Source organism: Thalassotalea hakodatensis (genome assembly GCF_030295995.1).
Taxonomy (GTDB): domain Bacteria; phylum Pseudomonadota; class Gammaproteobacteria; order Enterobacterales; family Alteromonadaceae; genus Thalassotalea_C; species Thalassotalea_C hakodatensis.
The window spans coordinates 1754373-1769931 of record NZ_AP027365.1 but is presented as its reverse complement, the minus strand read 5'-3'; the positions used below and the strand labels follow the sequence as shown (position 1 = coordinate 1769931).

At 37.1% G+C, this 15559-nt stretch carries 16 protein-coding genes; 10 read left to right on the top strand and 6 right to left on the bottom strand.

Annotation, left to right across the window (positions count from 1 at the left end):
* Window positions 1-70: 70 nt before the first annotated feature.
* From QUE72_RS07745 to QUE72_RS07735, 3 genes are all read right to left on the bottom strand, one after another.
* Entirely contained in the window at window positions 71-1288 is a 1218-nt protein-coding gene (locus QUE72_RS07745; protein WP_286272572.1) for a lytic murein transglycosylase, read from the bottom strand.
* A gap of 88 nt (window positions 1289-1376) precedes the next feature.
* Window positions 1377-2222, bottom strand: coding sequence for a hypothetical protein (locus tag QUE72_RS07740; RefSeq protein ID WP_286272570.1), 846 nt, complete (start codon window positions 2220-2222; stop codon window positions 1377-1379).
* Between the two features lie 128 nt (window positions 2223-2350).
* Window positions 2351-2710, bottom strand: coding sequence for a Rieske (2Fe-2S) protein (locus tag QUE72_RS07735; protein ID WP_286272568.1), 360 nt, complete (start codon window positions 2708-2710; stop codon window positions 2351-2353).
* A 71-nt stretch (window positions 2711-2781) separates the two neighbouring features.
* On the opposite strand from QUE72_RS07735, the gene QUE72_RS07730 reads away from it, so the two are divergent.
* A complete protein-coding gene (locus QUE72_RS07730) occupies window positions 2782-3369 on the top strand; it encodes a uracil-DNA glycosylase family protein (protein ID WP_286272567.1) in 588 nt (195 codons plus the stop codon).
* A 48-nt stretch (window positions 3370-3417) separates the two neighbouring features.
* On the opposite strand, the gene QUE72_RS07725 is transcribed toward QUE72_RS07730, so the two are convergent.
* A complete protein-coding gene (locus QUE72_RS07725) occupies window positions 3418-3678 on the bottom strand; it encodes a DUF2999 family protein (protein WP_074499047.1) in 261 nt (86 codons plus the stop codon).
* A 423-nt stretch (window positions 3679-4101) separates the two neighbouring features.
* Here QUE72_RS07725 and QUE72_RS07720 point away from each other — a divergent pair, with 423 nt between their 5' ends.
* The 5 genes from QUE72_RS07720 (at window position 4102) to QUE72_RS07700 (ending at window position 8497) form a co-directional block, all read left to right on the top strand.
* Window positions 4102-4848, top strand: coding sequence for a substrate-binding periplasmic protein (locus QUE72_RS07720; RefSeq protein WP_286272565.1), 747 nt, complete (start codon window positions 4102-4104; stop codon window positions 4846-4848).
* A 653-nt stretch (window positions 4849-5501) separates the two neighbouring features.
* Entirely contained in the window at window positions 5502-5687 is a 186-nt protein-coding gene (locus QUE72_RS07715; RefSeq protein ID WP_286272564.1) for a hypothetical protein, read from the top strand.
* 133 nt (window positions 5688-5820) lie between these two features.
* Window positions 5821-6213, top strand: a complete 393-nt coding sequence (locus QUE72_RS07710; RefSeq protein WP_074496564.1) for a hypothetical protein — start codon at window positions 5821-5823, stop codon at window positions 6211-6213.
* A 163-nt stretch (window positions 6214-6376) separates the two neighbouring features.
* Window positions 6377-6961 (top strand): flavin reductase family protein, encoded by a 585-nt coding sequence (locus QUE72_RS07705; protein ID WP_322111099.1) that lies wholly within the window; start codon window positions 6377-6379, stop codon window positions 6959-6961.
* A gap of 357 nt (window positions 6962-7318) precedes the next feature.
* On the top strand, window positions 7319-8497 hold the full coding sequence (locus tag QUE72_RS07700; RefSeq protein WP_286269174.1) for an IS4 family transposase: 1179 nt from the start codon (window positions 7319-7321) through the stop codon (window positions 8495-8497).
* A gap of 315 nt (window positions 8498-8812) precedes the next feature.
* On the opposite strand, the gene QUE72_RS07695 is transcribed toward QUE72_RS07700, so the two are convergent.
* Window positions 8813-10867, bottom strand: coding sequence for a tetratricopeptide repeat protein (locus tag QUE72_RS07695; protein WP_286272561.1), 2055 nt, complete (start codon window positions 10865-10867; stop codon window positions 8813-8815).
* Between the two features lie 270 nt (window positions 10868-11137).
* Here QUE72_RS07695 and QUE72_RS07690 point away from each other — a divergent pair, with 270 nt between their 5' ends.
* From QUE72_RS07690 to QUE72_RS07675, 4 genes are all read left to right on the top strand, one after another.
* Window positions 11138-12475: a CsgG/HfaB family protein gene (locus tag QUE72_RS07690; RefSeq protein WP_286272560.1), complete on the top strand. Its 1338-nt coding sequence runs from the start codon at window positions 11138-11140 to the stop codon at window positions 12473-12475.
* Between the two features lie 269 nt (window positions 12476-12744).
* Window positions 12745-13128, top strand: coding sequence for a hypothetical protein (locus tag QUE72_RS07685; RefSeq protein ID WP_139302555.1), 384 nt, complete (start codon window positions 12745-12747; stop codon window positions 13126-13128).
* Between the two features lie 85 nt (window positions 13129-13213).
* On the top strand, window positions 13214-13969 hold the full coding sequence (locus tag QUE72_RS07680; RefSeq protein ID WP_286272559.1) for a DUF4097 family beta strand repeat-containing protein: 756 nt from the start codon (window positions 13214-13216) through the stop codon (window positions 13967-13969).
* Window positions 13970-14109: 140 nt separating this feature from the next.
* Complete coding sequence (locus tag QUE72_RS07675; RefSeq protein WP_286272558.1) at window positions 14110-14529, top strand: VF530 family protein; 420 nt, start codon at window positions 14110-14112, stop codon at window positions 14527-14529.
* Between the two features lie 38 nt (window positions 14530-14567).
* Here the strand turns inward: QUE72_RS07675 and QUE72_RS07670 are convergent, their stop codons facing one another.
* On the bottom strand, window positions 14568-15539 hold the full coding sequence (locus QUE72_RS07670) for a LysR family transcriptional regulator (RefSeq protein ID WP_286272556.1): 972 nt from the start codon (window positions 15537-15539) through the stop codon (window positions 14568-14570).
* Window positions 15540-15559 lie beyond the last annotated feature (20 nt).

The window sequence follows — 15559 nt, the reverse complement described above, 5'->3', positions numbered from 1 at the left end:
ATTCTTTAGTAACGCGATAAAACAGTATACACCTGTTATACGCGTTACCCTAAAAGCAATACAATGACGGTTAACTATCTAGGTTCAATTGCAGCTGTGAAAACACCTCAGGATTAGGGAAGCCATCAGCTACTAGCGAGTACTTTAATTGAAAAGCACGGATTGCTTTTCGGCTGTTCGGCCCCCAAATACCATCAGGTTTACCACTTTCAAAACCCATCTCATTTAAGGTTGCTTGTAACTGCTCCATTTGGTGACGACTAAAATGCAATGGTTTAGGATCTTCGATTGGCTGTACGCCTTGCGAACCTACAAGCTTATCCGCCAATATCCCCACTGAAAGCGCGTAATTTTTCGATAAATTCCATTTCATGATCACATCAAAGTTGCTGTACACTAAAAACGCATTACCTTGATATCCGTTAGGTAACACTAATTCAGCTTGAATATTAGCCACCGGTAAAGCTTTACCATTAATTTGCTTAACACCTGCACTTGCAAACTTATTTAACGCATATCGTGTATCAAATTCAAAGGCGCTAAAGTCAAAATTTTCTGGTAAACGAACTTCTCTCCCCCAGCGTAAAGAGGGTTTCCAACCAATTTTATTGAGGTAATTTGCTGCACTGGTTAACGCATCAACTTCGCTTTGCCACACATCTATTTTACCGTCATCATCGCCATCAATTGCATACTTTTTCAATGCAGAAGGCATAAACTGCATGTGCCCCATTGCCCCAGCCCACGAGCCAGCTAATTGTTCAACCTTTACGGTATTTTGATCAATTAACTGAAATAAATCGAAGAGTTCACTCGTAAAATAACGTTTCCTACGTTTATCACACGCTAATGTGGCGATTGAATTAAGTACTGACATCTTGCCTTTATGACGACCAAAAACAGTTTCTAATCCCCAAAAAGACACGAGATATTGTGGCGCTACACCATACTTCTTTTGCAAGCTTGATAATAATGCTTCATGTTTTTTCAACATGATACGGCCATGTTTAATATGATATTGACTTACACGCTTATCAACATACTGCGCAAAGCTTTGAACAAACTCTGGTTGGTTTTTATCTAGCTTTATAACACGCTCCACTGGAGCAAGCGTCTTAATAACTTGTTGAATTTTAGGAGAAAGCCCCTGATTATCCGCTAAATTAGAAAACCGCTGTTGGCATTGTTCAAAGGTTTCTATAGTGCTTGCTGATGCTTGAGCGAGTATAAACGTTGTAGATAAACCTATAAGCCATTTGGATAGCTTAGGAGAAAGTTTGTGCTGCATTGAAAAATCCAAATATAAAAAAATGACACTTGCACGTTATACAATTGCAGAAAATTAGTAAAGCTGCTTAATCGCAAATTATCTACGTTTACTCGTATGTTGAAAAATATTGCTGCATTAGTTGCTGATACATTCGATACACTTGCAAGTCGCCGTAACTATAAACCGCCATTTTCGCATAATATTCTTTAAACACCGGAGCAAACGCTAAGTTATTATTCAAAGCATGATGTTTCATAATCGCTAGTAATTTTCTTTCAGGGTAACCTAAACCGTTCTCATCCGGCTGGCGAGAAAGTTGTGCATTAATTGCATTTTTTATCATGCATAGATGCGACGGAAGCTGATTTAATAATAGAGTAAATTGAGCATAGTCATTCAGATAGAAAGCTTGCCAACACTTAGCAAAAAAAGCCAAGTCATGTTGCGAAAGGGATAACGCGTTATCTTTAGCTAAGGTTAATTCCGCATCACTCATATCGGCAAAGCTGTATTCATTCCCCTCATTAGGCTTTACCCAACGTACCTTACATACCTTATTATCGACTAATAAAGAACAGATGTACCACAGATTAACTTGACAAAATAAGTCTTCTTCAAACCACAATTCAACAAGGTTTTCATGAGTTAATGCACGTATCTTTTCAAATTCAGGTTTTGCTTCTGCTAAATATTGTGCTTCAGTACACTGTGGATAGCTAGCGATAAATGTTGCACGGTTTAACATAAACTGTTCAAAGGTATCACCAAATAGGTCACCATCAACCAAACATTCACGCGCTATAATTTTCTCCCCTTTTATTGCTTCCGGGAAGCGTTGAAGTAAAGCATCTCCATTTAAAATATGTGTTTTCATGATCACCAATTTGCTAGCTACTTCTGCTATTGCCCTTTTATCATTTTCAAAAATATACAGCATTCGTATTTCAATCACGCTAAGTGCCCTCTACCTTGCATTACGCTCAAGAATATTGGGTAAGCTGATGTAAAAGACAGTTTAGCTGCTCAACTTAGATAACAACTATTAATATTGAGTGCACTGATACATTATGTCGTACTTTGCTATGGCGTTATGACAAACTTATTATCACGTTTAATCACATTAAAAGCGTAATTGTATTCGCTAAACACACAGATTGGTCGCTTATGAAGATGACAATAAACATTTCCGTCAAGCTTTAGCTCGTCACCTGATAAATCAGCGCCTTGATGCGGGCATTTGGCTGGAATCGCTCTATACTCAGCCTCTTCACCTTCTCCTAAACGATAGATGATAATCGATTTAGCCGTGTTTGCAGGTGGTAGAGTAGCAATAGCATTCCATGCATTTTTTTGTTTTAATGGTTTAACATCCATTACTTCCACTTCATGGTCAATTACACCGCCACAAGGAAAGTATTGTAAGAGTTCATTTTTATTCATAGTACGAAGTTACCGGTTAATATTTATCAGTAAACACGGAAGTAAATCTTTGTTGGTATTAAGAAACGGTTATGAAACATTCATCTGTAAGCACACTGATTAAAAGCGTACAGCAATGTACCTTATGCCAAAAAGAGCTGCCATTTACAGCAAATCCTGTTTTACAATACCATCATAAAAGTAAAATACTACTTGCAGGTCAAGCACCTGGCGTATCTGCTCATATGAGTTCCACACCTTTTGATGATCAAAGTGGCAAGCGATTAAAACAATGGCTACAAGTCACAGATCAACAACTGTACAACAATAAGCTTTTTTCCATTTTGCCAATGGGTTTTTGCTACCCTGGTAAAAGCAAATCAGGTGACTTACCGCCCATAAAACGCTGTGCTAACACGTGGCGAGCACCGTTGCTTGCTACACTTACAAAATGTCAATTTACTATTTTACTAGGCAAATATGCCGCCAATTGGCACTTATCAAACTCAAAATCCCTTACCGAACTCTGTAAACAATGGCCGTCATTACTAGATGATAATAAGATTGTTTTACCCCATCCTAGCCCTCGAAATATCCCATGGATAACAAAAAACCCATGGTTTGAACAAGATTTGTTACCTGCTTTACGCACTCGCCTTAAAACAATAATAAACGAATAAATAAATGATCGTCATAAGATACAGAGTGTCTATATTATACAGCCTGTTTTATTGTTTTGACTGTTCAAGCGTTTTCTTGGCTTTTTCAAGCGCTTCAACGTCTAATCCTAACTCAATAACAGCTTCCTGTATCAGTTGTGGTTGTGTCATCACTTGCATCATAACCGCTTGAAGCTTTTCTTGTGGAATGCCAAGTTCAGCAATGCTATTCATCGCCATTAAAGGATTGTCAGTTAATTGGATAAAAACAGCCTTAATTTGTTCATCGGGGATGTTTTCATCTCTTAAAAGTTGAATAATCGGATTCATTACATTCTCATTGTGTACGCATAATTACACGAATTATAAAGCGAATAAATATAAAGAAAAACCTTTGATTGCAATATCAGTTTTTCTTTAGACATTTTAACTAGGGCCTGTTGATCTTTCGAGATTAAATTTTGTTCGAACTAAACGCTTTTGTTCAAGGCGTGAGCAATATCGCATGGTTATTCCATGTAAATGGCGAACAACGATGAAGAAATAGCGTTTAGCTGAACCAAAGGGCAGCGTTTTTAGTCATTTATACGTCGTTATTGCTGTTTCATGTGGAATAACCACACATTAATCGCAATGCCTTGTCTAAATACCAATAAACTGCTGCCAAAATAAACGCGAAAGTTCAACAAGCCCTAGCGTATTGAGGAATATCCTATTACAATAAATCAGTATTAAGCGTTTTTTAGTTGTACCATGCACTCTAATATCTTACTCAAACTGTGTTTCATTGCATTTTTCTGTGCTCTTTCTTTTATCACCTTTGGTAAAGAAACACTGAATGTCGTTGTCGGTTTAACGAAGCCTCCTTATGTGATTGAAAAAACACAATCAGGCTTTGAGTTAGAATTAATTACCAATGTTCTCAACCAATTGAATAAACAACCAAATTATATTTTTGTTCCCTTCGGCCGCTCAGAGCGCATGTTGAATGAGCATGACATTGATATTATTTTAACCGCTAACAAACAAATAATTGGCGATAAAGCCTATTTATCCGAACCTTATATCACTTACCAAAATGTAGCCATTTCATTAAAGAAAAATGAATTACGCATTGATAAGGTTGCAGATTTAGCAAGTTATTCATTAGCAACTTTTCAATCAGCCCATAAAGTACTCGGCAGTGAATTTGCTAAAAGTGCTGAACTTAGCCCCGTTTACATTCAAATAATTAAACAACAACACCAATTAGAAATGTTGTTTAAGGAAAGAGTTGAGGTGATCATTATGGATAAAAATATTTTTGCCTATATGCTCAGCAAATATTACCCTGGCGAAGATATTAACCAATTAACCATACATAAAGTATTCCCAGAAAGCCTATACAGTGCGGCATTTAAAAGCCACTTCTTTCGAAATAACTTTAATCAACAACTTGAGATATTCTTAAATTCACCTCAACATCATGAATTAAAGAAAAAATATCAACTTATTAATTAAGGCCTGCTGATCTTTCAGGTTTATTTGCAGCAGTTTATAGGCATTTAGACAAGGCATTGCGATTAATGTGTGGTTATTCCACATGAAACAGCAATAACGACGTATAAATGACTAAAAACGCTGCCCTTTGGGCTGAGCTAAACGCACCTCTTTTATACCAAAAAAACGTCAAATACCGCGATTCATTATTCTTACAAAGCTTAAGCATGTAATTCACCATTGCCTTTGACGAAAACAACAAAATCTGCGTATGTTATCGTTAAAAATACCCTAGCAATTTTTATAACATTAAAAAATTCGTCTATAATACCTTTATCAACAGTAGTTATACCAATTCGCATAAAGATTAAGTCAGTTCAGAGCGATGTCAGCGGTGGGAGAATAAGCGAAACGTGTGTAGGTATAGTTGTTCTACATCAAACACATTTTGCGCAATTATCGCGCCTCTAATACGCTCCCAAAGGGCGAGTTTAAACGCTTCATAGCCTGTGTTGTTGATTTTGAAAAGGACGCTACAAGGATGTAGAGAACGCAGGAGCACGTTCTCCTGAATAACCATTCTCTGCAATCAACGCCGTGCCTCTAAAGCGTTTAATTCTCGCTGAATGACCGAATATTTATGCGAATTGGTATTATTGCAAGGAAAGCAATGTATGAAAACGTATCCTGAAACGCTCGTTAAAACTTGGTTATTTTTAGCACACACATCAGAGCCAAAACTAGCCAATGCAAAAAAACACGCACGTCAGCAGTTAAATGACAAGTTTGGCTCTATTGAGTTAGCTATTATCTATTTAGAACAGTCATTTGATGAAGATATAGAGGTGGTGTTAGTCTAATATAGTCAGAACCTATCAAACGCATTTTTATTTTTACCCATGGTTTAACCTTAGTATAATTTCAACACAAAAATTTTTTAATTACCGTATTTATACTATATTTAAATAACTATTCATCTTGCGAGATAAGCCCATGTTGTACCGCTTGAGCTTTGGTTATATCAAAAAACTTTCCGAAAATACTGCGGAAGTGATCGTCAATAATAATGTAACGTTTACTTTAGAGATGGTAGAAGAATACGAAACGTTTTTACAGCAACATTATTCAAATAAACTAGGCATCTTAGTCAACAAAATTAATCGCTATACCTATACGCCCGAAGCACAGTTATGCATAGGGTCATTAAGCAATATTGCCGCTTTTGCGATAGTACATTATCACCCTTTCGACGCCAAACAAACGAACATACTGGCCCATGCAAGATCAGTCGATAAGTTAAACATGAAAACATTTGATGGTTATCAGCTAGGAAGAGAGTGCGCACTAAACTGGCTAAAATTAGAACTACAAAATTGTCATTCATAAGACAAAAATATTGAATAACTTGCATCGTGTTAACAAATTTACAATTTATGGTGGTAACACAAAAACTAACTTGTTATAAATCAATACATTCATCTACAGTTATTTATTCATTATTATGCTTATAAATTTTTCCGATTTCTCTGCTAACCAACGATACCATTTCATGACACAGACAGTGATCCCAAGACCAATAGCATGGGCACTAACCGCTTCAAATTTAGGCACTACTCGCCAAGTATTAAATCTCGCTCCTTTTTCATATTTTACTGCGATAAGTAGTGAACCGGCGCTTTTAATGATATCTGTTGGCAAAAAACCTCATGGTGAAGTAAAAGATACATTAACGAATATTCTAGAAAATCAAAGAATTGTCATACACATTGCTAGTGAAAGCCAAGCATCACTCGTCACACAAACCGCTGCTACATTAGCGCATGGTGAATCAGAGTTAGCAGAAATTGACACGAATTTACTCAACACAACGACCTTTGATCAATTTGACCTTCCTAGACTAGCACAGTGTGATATCGCGTATGGTTGTGAATTATATGAAATTAAAGAAATTGGGAACACACCTCAAAGCTTAATATTTGTCGAGGTAAAAACACTTTTTCTCAATGATAACGTGGTCTCCTCAAGCAATGAAAGGATGACAATCCATGCTGAAAAAATAGCGCCTTTAGCAAGATTAGGCGCTAATGAGTACTCAGGGATCACCCAACCGTTCAAGAAAAATCGACCTGATTAATCGCTTAACAATCATACTGCATTTATTGACTAAAATGACAAATGGAAAGTAGCACCTTTCACTTTCCATTTGTCTATCTCACTCTATGAATCTGTTATCATCAAGAGTGTTTATATTCGAACTTGAGAGTTAACATTCATACCAATTCGCATAAAGATTAAGTCAGTTCAGAGCGATGTCAGCGGTGGGAGAATAAACGAAACGTGTGCAGGTATAGTTGTTCTACATCAAACACGTTTTGCGCAATTATCGCGCCTCTAACACGCTCCCAAAGGGCTGACGAATCCCCAAAAAATGACAGGCACAACATTTTATGATCTTATTAGTTCGCCAAAACAAAAATAAGAGTAAAATGCTATGCCTGAATCCTTACTTTGCCATAACTTCTTTGATAAGTCCTTATCGAATTTCAATCAAGCGAGAATGAAGACACTTAAAGCATGCTCTGAAGCACTTATAGCGTCTGATAGATTAACCTTAACAAGTTTGGGGCGTTACTTAGCTGGACGTGCGAACATTAAGCATAAAATAAAAAGGGTTGATCGTTTTCTTAATAACGAGCATTTGTTTAACCAACAAGTTGAAATATACGCTTCGTTGGCCAAACCAATCATTAGCAACTTGCCTTATTTAGCCATTGCAGTGGACTGGAGTGGTTGTTGTCGTTCAGATTACCACCTGCTTAGAGCGAGTTTACTCGTTGACGGCCGTTCTTTAGTGCTTTACAACATGGTTGTTGAATTAAAAGATTTTGATACGCCAGAAACCAATGCCAGATTTTTAGACAACCTCCTTCAAGTTATTGGTGAACACCGGTCCGTTTATATTTTGTCAGATGGTGGTTTTCTTACTCCTTGGTATACTAAAGTCCGTTCATTAGGATGGCACTTTATTGGCCGTCTCAGAGGCACGATGACATGTAAGTTAGAAGGTAAAAATACTTGGGAAAAACTCCCTGCCTTTCATCAGGGAGCGAGCTGTCAACCAACTCGACTTGGCAAAGCGAGGGTTACTCAACACAGTCCAACAGCATGTGATGCATTTCTCCATTTGTACAAAGGAAAATACAAAGGACGAAAAGGGAATAGCCGTTTTACTAAAGATACTCGCATGTATCGACGGCATGCTCATGAGCCATGGTTACTCGCAACATCAGATAATACACTCACTAGTGATCAAGTAATTAAGTTGTACAGTAAAAGGATGCAAATTGAGCAAAACTTTCGCGATGACAAAAGCCAACAATATGGCTTTTCGTGGCGGTTTAGTAAAACACAAGGCGTAAGGCGAATGAGTGCCTTGTGCTTAATTGCATGTTTAGCCAGTCTATTACTTTGGTTTGTTGGCTTTGAAGCGGAGCAGCGCAATTGGCAAATAATGTTTCAGGCTAATACGATAAAACACCGCAGAGTTCTATCGTTTCTTACATTGGCGAAGCAAGTAATTCGGCATAGACTCCACAAAATTAAAAATCACTATCTACAGAAAAGTCGAGAAAACTTTTTAGCTTATTATCAAATATGTTCAGTTATATAAAAATGGGGATCCGTCAGCCCAAAGGGCGAGTTTAAACGCTTCATAGCCTGTGTTGTTGATTTTGAAAAGGACGCTACAAGGATGTAGCTTATTAGAGAACGTAGGAGCACGTTCTCCTGAATAACCATTCTTTGCAATCAACGCCGTGCCTCTAAAGCGTTTAATTCTCGTTGAATGATCGAATATTTATGCGAATTGGTATTACTCATCAAAATGCAAAATTAGCAAGCATGTTGATAACCTCGTATTTCTTCAAAGATACGTGAGTTCAACAAAACTTAATCTCGATGACCCTAACGTTTTACTCGCAAGTACCTACAACTGGGTTTTAAAAACAAACTGGTTATCATCTGCTTTTAATTCAGGCAATTGCTGATAAATAGGACATTTTTCTATTGCTTTAGATAAATACAATTGTGCCTTATCATCTTTAGATACGTACGCATATAACAATCCCACTCTAACTTTAGTTGATAAATCTAAACTATCACTTCTTGACGATAAAGGTTCTATGCGTGTTAACAAGTCACTTTCAGATAGTTGCTTCATCCCGTTTTCTTTTGCTATACGCACTGAATAATACAATTGATACACTTTATCGTTAATCGTTTCATTGCCCCTAGCAAAGTCTCGATCAATAACCGCTAGTGCTTTTTGATAAGCATTAATCGCTTCATTGTGCTGATTATTAGCAACATACATATCAGCAAGCCCTCCCCATATTTGATGAATTCCGGCTTCGCCCGCTAATGCAATAGCTTGTAAGCGTAATTCGATAGCTTTGGGGTATTCACCGGCAAAGTAATGCAACATACTAAGTTGCTCTAATGCTAAGTATGAATCAGGTTTTTTTGATAACGTTTGATGATAATAACCTTTTGCACTTTCAATATTTCCTACGCAATAATTTAGCGTACCTAAATTTGCTAAAACCACATCGCTTTGATTATATTGAGCAGCTTTTTCATAAGCTAAAATCGCTCGTTCTGTATGACCATCTGTCCATTCAATTAACCCTAATAGCAGATAATACTTCCACATATGTTCATCTTGACGAATAGCCTGTAAAGTTGATTGTCTCGCAGTATCTAACGACTCTTTATCTAGACCCAATTGTCTAAACTGTTCAAATTGTGCATACGCTAATTCATAGTTTAATTCGGCATTTTTATTTGGCAGTGAGAGTAATCTTTGAATAGCTTCTGCTAATCTGCCTGTGCGGCGCATTAGGAATGTTTCTGCAGCAATAGCGTTCGTAGAATTAGGATCAATGTCTATTGCTATTTGGCAATGTTTAGTTGCTTGGGCCAATAAATGCTTTTCATCTCCGCTCCAGCTTTCAAAAATATACGCTTGACATAAACCAGCATGAGCACGAGCAAAGCGTGGATTTATTTGTATAGCATTGAGAAAACGACCTTGTGCCATTTTAATTTTATTTAGATCATAAGATTCATCTAGCCAAGCTATTCCCTCTAGATAAAACATCGCTGCGGTACTATCAACGACATTATTTTGTTCTATTGTAGAAGTTTGACCTGTAACACGTGTTTGGATCGGTTCAACGAGCTTTTTTGTCAATAATGTAGGTTCTAAAAACAAAGCCTTACTAATAAAAAAGTGTTGATTTATTAACACTTTTTGCTGTTCATTTGCTAAAAACGTTTCCACTAAAATATGCCGACCAAACTGACGGCTTTGTAAACTCAATGTAAAATCAACTTGTTTTAGGGTAATTTGTTCGCTAGGAAGTATCGTTTCAGGAGAGCTAATAATAGTGTCAGCAACTATATTAAAGTCATTTTCTAATTGATGACGTAAGCTGACAAGTACTGATTCAAGTTCAGGTTTTGCATAAAATGCGATAGCAGGTGTTAATCCTTTTTCTGTCATCGAGCGGTATTGTTTAGTGAAAGCTGTGTTATCTACAACTTTGTTTTTAGTTTGCGAAATATAATTTTCTACCGAAGGCTTTGTCCCTTGCCACAAAACAATAATCACTAAAAAAACACCAATCACAACTGCAATCCAAAATTGTAGACTGTTACGATTTTTTATAAATTCAACTGATGAATCGTTTGCTCCATCTACCAATACCGTACTCGGTGATAAAGAGTCTTCTTGTGTTAAATATAAAGTGTAAGCATCAACATTTAACGCAGCGGCAATTCGTTCAATTGATGCCGCAGACACGGCTTTTTCCCTAAAAACACGATTAACCATATCTTTAGGCGCACTTTCGAGTTGCTCAATATTAGCAATATGTTCAGCTAAAGCCGCTTGAGTTTTAAAGCCTGCTGCAAACAGTGCGTGTTCAAGTTTTACACGAGACGCTTTGATCCCTCTTTTACGCTGTACTTTTTCTTTCATTCCGTGAACATTCCTTTGGTATAAACTAAATAAAGCGTTATAGCTATTTAATCACCACTCAAGATCTGTTTAATATTAAACCAAAAAGATTCTGTTTTAAATATATAAATTATCGTTAAATAGCGTTAACTGTCGATAAATTCCGTTATCTATCGATGCCTCTTTTTTAACGAAATGCTAACGTTTTGTTCTCAATATAATTAACACTCGATTTATTTATTATCTTTAGATAAATCGCAAGGATTAAAGCTTTTCAATGGAGAAATGAACATGGCGAATAAAAATATCAAAATCCTTACTACCCCTTTCAATTTAAAAAAGCTAATTGTAGTTTGTAGCATCTCTATCACGTTAATAGGCTGTATGTCCACTTCACCTAAAATGGGAGGCTCAAGTGGTAATGTTGTGAGCGGTGGTGCTGCAGGTAGTAACGCAGAAAATGACAATGCAGGATTAGAAAAATGTACCATACCTTTAGGTACCTTATCGGTCTTTGAAGATACTTCTTTAGCATGGTGGCATGATTATCGACGCAGATACCCAAAACTCGGCAGTACGCTCCCTGTTGTTAGATTAATGATACAACAGTCTAATTGTTTTGTTGTCGTTGAGCGTGGCAAGGCTATGAATGCCATGAACCGAGAACGCCAACTCATGCAATCAGGACAACTTAGGCAAGGCAGTAATCTAGGTGGTGGTCAAATGGTAGCAGCAGATTACACCATAAGTCCTGAAATACAATTTTCAGCACAAGGTACGCAAGGATTAAAAGCCGTTGGCGCATCATTATTAGGGTCTTTCGGTTCCATTATTGGCGGCGGTTTAAGCAAAAATGAAGCAGCCACAACATTATTACTTATAGACAATAGATCAGGTGTTCAAGTTTCAGCCGCCGTTGGAAACGCGGGTAATTACGATTTTAGTTTTTTTGGTGGACTGTTTTCAGGTGGTTTTGCAGGAGCAAGTGGGTTTAGTAACTCTCCCGAAGGTAAAATAATCACTGCAGCATTTGCAGATTCATATAACCAAATGGTTAAAGCGCTGCGAAATTATAAAGCACAGCAAGTTAAAGGGGGGCTAGGTAAAGGAGGCATGCTTACCGTTGGCGGTGCTGATGACCCAACACCACAAGCGACAGCAAGCGCAACCATTGTTGAAGTTCAACCCGAGCCAACCGTTGTGACACATCATACCGCCGTACAAACGCATAATGTTGTGCGCGATAGACAATATGATTTTGAAGTTGATGAATACGACGAAGATGCGATGAAAGATTATTATGACGCATTAAAACAAGCATCTGAAGTGGCATCGGGCTTAGCAACTATCTCAAGTGCTGATTCTAATTCACAGCATAGACAGATGGCACTTGGAGCGATGAATATGTTCTCAAGTCGATTAGCGACGAGTAAAATAGAACTTGAATCTTGGCCGATGGGCGCCAAGAAACAAGCTTGGAGAGTGCTCGGAAAGAAAATCAAAAAATATAACAAGCTTTTCGAAATGCACCGTCAAAACGTACTAAACAGTGATTCATTAACTGATAGCTTTGCTAATGTATTAAACTCTATTGAGTTAATCACCGAAGAGTCATTATTTAATCATTAACTCTTAATCTCTCGATAACCAGTAGCCTTCACTGGCTACTGGTTACTTTCTCAAACCTTATGGCTTAATCATTTTAAACGCCTAGATATTTTCTCAGCTCAACCAAGTTCCACTACTGAAATAAATAACATGTAAAGAAAGTTTATTCTTTGCCGATAACAAGTAAACGCATATTCAAATCCATTACTATTGATATGAACACCTTAAACGTTTCATCTTCGCTATCAACTCAGTTGTCATCACTTAGAAGTGTTAGACAAGATAACAGTGTGACAAATATTAATATTGCGGATAGTCATTCTAATAGTATACCAAGCACACGCGTATCTATTTCAGCAGAGGCACTTGAAAAGTTTGAAAAAGAACAGCAAGAAATCGGCAAAAAATTGGGTGAACAAATCATTGAAAACCAAACTGATAAAACAGAAACCGAACCTCAAGACAGTGAAATTACCCAACTCAATAAACTCATTAAAGAAGTCAAAGAACAAATAAAAGAAGCACAGCGTAAACTCACTGAATTACAGTACGAAAAATCAACACAAGCAGAAGAAACACGCAAGTTACTTGAAACTCAATTAATGACATTAACTGGTACATTAATTGAGTTAATAGACAAAAAAATGAAAGCGATTGAAAAACTATCAGGCTAAAAAGTATAATTTTTGTAAATCGGTTTAAACCTTTTTATCATTTCTCGTTACTTAATTATAAAACATAATAAGTATTAGGATTAAAATGAAACTTCTACAACCAATAACAGCCTTAATTGCCACGGCTATAATTGCCTTCTCAACCTTAGCTAACTGGCACTCTTCTTTAACCTTACAAGACACAAAAACCTTACAACTTGACGCCGATAGCATACAAAAAATTAAAATAGATGTGGGTTCAGGCTCTTTATCAATAACCGGAAGTGACACTAATATCATCAAAGTAGTTGCCCAAATTTATCAAAAAGAGGCTCACGATAATTATCAATTATCATTAACAAATGAAAATGCTTACGCGATGTTAACTTCCAAAAATAAAGGTTTTAATGAAAGCACACGAATTGATTTAGCATTGCAATTACCTAGTCGATTCTCAGTAAATATTCAAGATGGTTCAGGCCCAATAACCCTAACAAATGTAAAATCCGCCAACATAAACGATGGCTCTGGCAGTATTGATATTTCTTTTATTGACGGCGATGTAAACATAAGCGATGGCTCTGGAGAAATTACCGTAGAATCAATCCAAGGCTCACTAACGATAAATGATGGTTCTGGCTCTATCACAGCTAAATCGATACAAGGGTTTGTTACCATAGATGATGGTTCAGGCAGTATTGATGTGAAAAATGTCAAACAAGAAGTTTCTATTTCGGATGGTTCAGGCAGTATTAACGTCGATCAAGCCAAAAGCTTTACTTTAGTCGATGACGGTTCAGGCTCTGTCAATATCAAAAATATTGCCGAGAAGGTTAACATGAATGGTAACAACACTTTTTAACAGAGTGTAAGTCGTTAACGTTAATATCGCGTGTATTCACAACCGCTCTTTAAGAAAAATAAAAAAGAGTAACCTTAAAGATATAAATACACGCGCGCTTGAACTATACTTCGCGCAAATTATGCTAGTAAATCATTTTTATGACCAACGAAAATCCCTATTTAACTAACCCACTTCATGGTACAAGTTTAACAACTGTGCTGAATGAAATTGTTGATCATTATGGGTTTCCTTTGCTTTATGCTTACCTCAATATTAATTGTTTCAATAAAAACCCTAGCATTAATGCCAGTGTAAAGTTTTTAAAGAAAACACAATGGGCGAGAGAAAAAGTTGAATCATTCTACCTATATCAATATAAAAATTTACCACGAGCAAGTGATCGAGAATTTGAGAAACCGCCGCGCGAACGCATAATTCCCAACAATGAAAACCCTAAAGAACCGGCTGAATTAAGCTTTGAAGATGCAGAAAACCTGAGATTAAAACGCGCAGAAAAAACCAGGCAAAGAGCAGAAAAGCGCAATACCGGTAAGTTCAATCCATGGGGAAACAGCTAATGGGCCAATGAAAGCTATCTTTCATTGGCATATCAACCTTACTTACCCTCATTAGAAAACGCTATCAACGGGGGCCAGTTTTTTGCCCAAGTGTGGTTAGCACTTTCACCTATTTCGTCTAAATAATGTGTGAGAAAATCAATAAATACTCTTACCTTAGCGGGTAGGAAATCGCGTTTAGGATAAATAACAAATACGCCACTCTCAGGTTGAGGGGCTCTATAACACGGATAAAGAGAAACAAGACTGCCATTTTGCAACCCTTCTTTTGCGAGAAAATGCGGTAGTTGGGCAAATCCTAAACCATCAACACACATATGAGCCATAGTTTCACCATCATCGGTAATATGGCTTCGTTTCAATGAAAACGGTCTGTATTCTCCTTGGCTATTAGGTAATAAAATAGGTTGTAACTGTTGTGTTTCTTTTATACGAAAGCCTATCCATTGGTGTTGATGAAAATCATCTGAACAACCTGGTGTACCATGATTAGCTAAATATTGTGGGGATGCACAGGTAAGAAAGTCCATCGGGCTCACACATCTTGCAACCAAACGGCTATCTTTAACAAAGCCTGTACGAATCGCTAGGTCAATATTATTTTCGATAATATCCACATGTAAATCATTAATTTCAAGTACTAATTCTATCTCAGGGTATTGCTCACAAAAGGCACTTATAAGCGGCCGAATATACAAATGTCCGTAACAAACCGCTGCACTAATACATAGTTTACCGCTAGGCGTATTGTTTGAATATTTTAATTCATCTTCACATATTGCTAGCTCTTTAGTCATTTTCCTAACAGTGTGTGCGTACCTTTCTCCTGCTGCGGTAATGCTTAACTTTCTTGTGGAACGCTGAAATAACGTTAACCCGAGTTGCAGTTCTAAGCGATGAACAGCTTTACTAACGGTTGATGGGTCGGTATTACATGCTCTTGCCGCTGCTGCAAAGCTACCATGATCATAAGTTGCTAAAAATATCTCTAAAGACCGTAATTTGTCCATTCACATACTTATCTCAGTGT

What these genes read in the sequence shown, in the direction of transcription:
- QUE72_RS07745 (WP_286272572.1), bottom strand. Translation starts at nt 1,288, where the DNA reads ATGCAGCACAAACTTTCTCCTAAGCTATCCAAATGGCTTATAGGTTTA.
- QUE72_RS07735 (WP_286272568.1), bottom strand. Translation starts at nt 2,710, where the DNA reads ATGAATAAAAATGAACTCTTACAATACTTTCCTTGTGGCGGTGTAATT.
- QUE72_RS07730 (WP_286272567.1), top strand. Translation starts at nt 2,782, where the DNA reads ATGAAACATTCATCTGTAAGCACACTGATTAAAAGCGTACAGCAATGT.
- QUE72_RS07725 (WP_074499047.1), bottom strand. Translation starts at nt 3,678, where the DNA reads ATGAATCCGATTATTCAACTTTTAAGAGATGAAAACATCCCCGATGAA.
- QUE72_RS07720 (WP_286272565.1), top strand. Translation starts at nt 4,102, where the DNA reads ATGCACTCTAATATCTTACTCAAACTGTGTTTCATTGCATTTTTCTGT.
- QUE72_RS07715 (WP_286272564.1), top strand. Translation starts at nt 5,502, where the DNA reads ATGAAAACGTATCCTGAAACGCTCGTTAAAACTTGGTTATTTTTAGCA.
- QUE72_RS07710 (WP_074496564.1), top strand. Translation starts at nt 5,821, where the DNA reads ATGTTGTACCGCTTGAGCTTTGGTTATATCAAAAAACTTTCCGAAAAT.
- QUE72_RS07705 (WP_322111099.1), top strand. Translation starts at nt 6,377, where the DNA reads ATGACACAGACAGTGATCCCAAGACCAATAGCATGGGCACTAACCGCT.
- QUE72_RS07700 (WP_286269174.1), top strand. Translation starts at nt 7,319, where the DNA reads ATGCCTGAATCCTTACTTTGCCATAACTTCTTTGATAAGTCCTTATCG.
- QUE72_RS07695 (WP_286272561.1), bottom strand. Translation starts at nt 10,867, where the DNA reads ATGAAAGAAAAAGTACAGCGTAAAAGAGGGATCAAAGCGTCTCGTGTA.
- QUE72_RS07690 (WP_286272560.1), top strand. Translation starts at nt 11,138, where the DNA reads ATGGCGAATAAAAATATCAAAATCCTTACTACCCCTTTCAATTTAAAA.
- QUE72_RS07680 (WP_286272559.1), top strand. Translation starts at nt 13,214, where the DNA reads ATGAAACTTCTACAACCAATAACAGCCTTAATTGCCACGGCTATAATT.
- QUE72_RS07675 (WP_286272558.1), top strand. Translation starts at nt 14,110, where the DNA reads ATGACCAACGAAAATCCCTATTTAACTAACCCACTTCATGGTACAAGT.
- QUE72_RS07670 (WP_286272556.1), bottom strand. Translation starts at nt 15,539, where the DNA reads ATGGACAAATTACGGTCTTTAGAGATATTTTTAGCAACTTATGATCAT.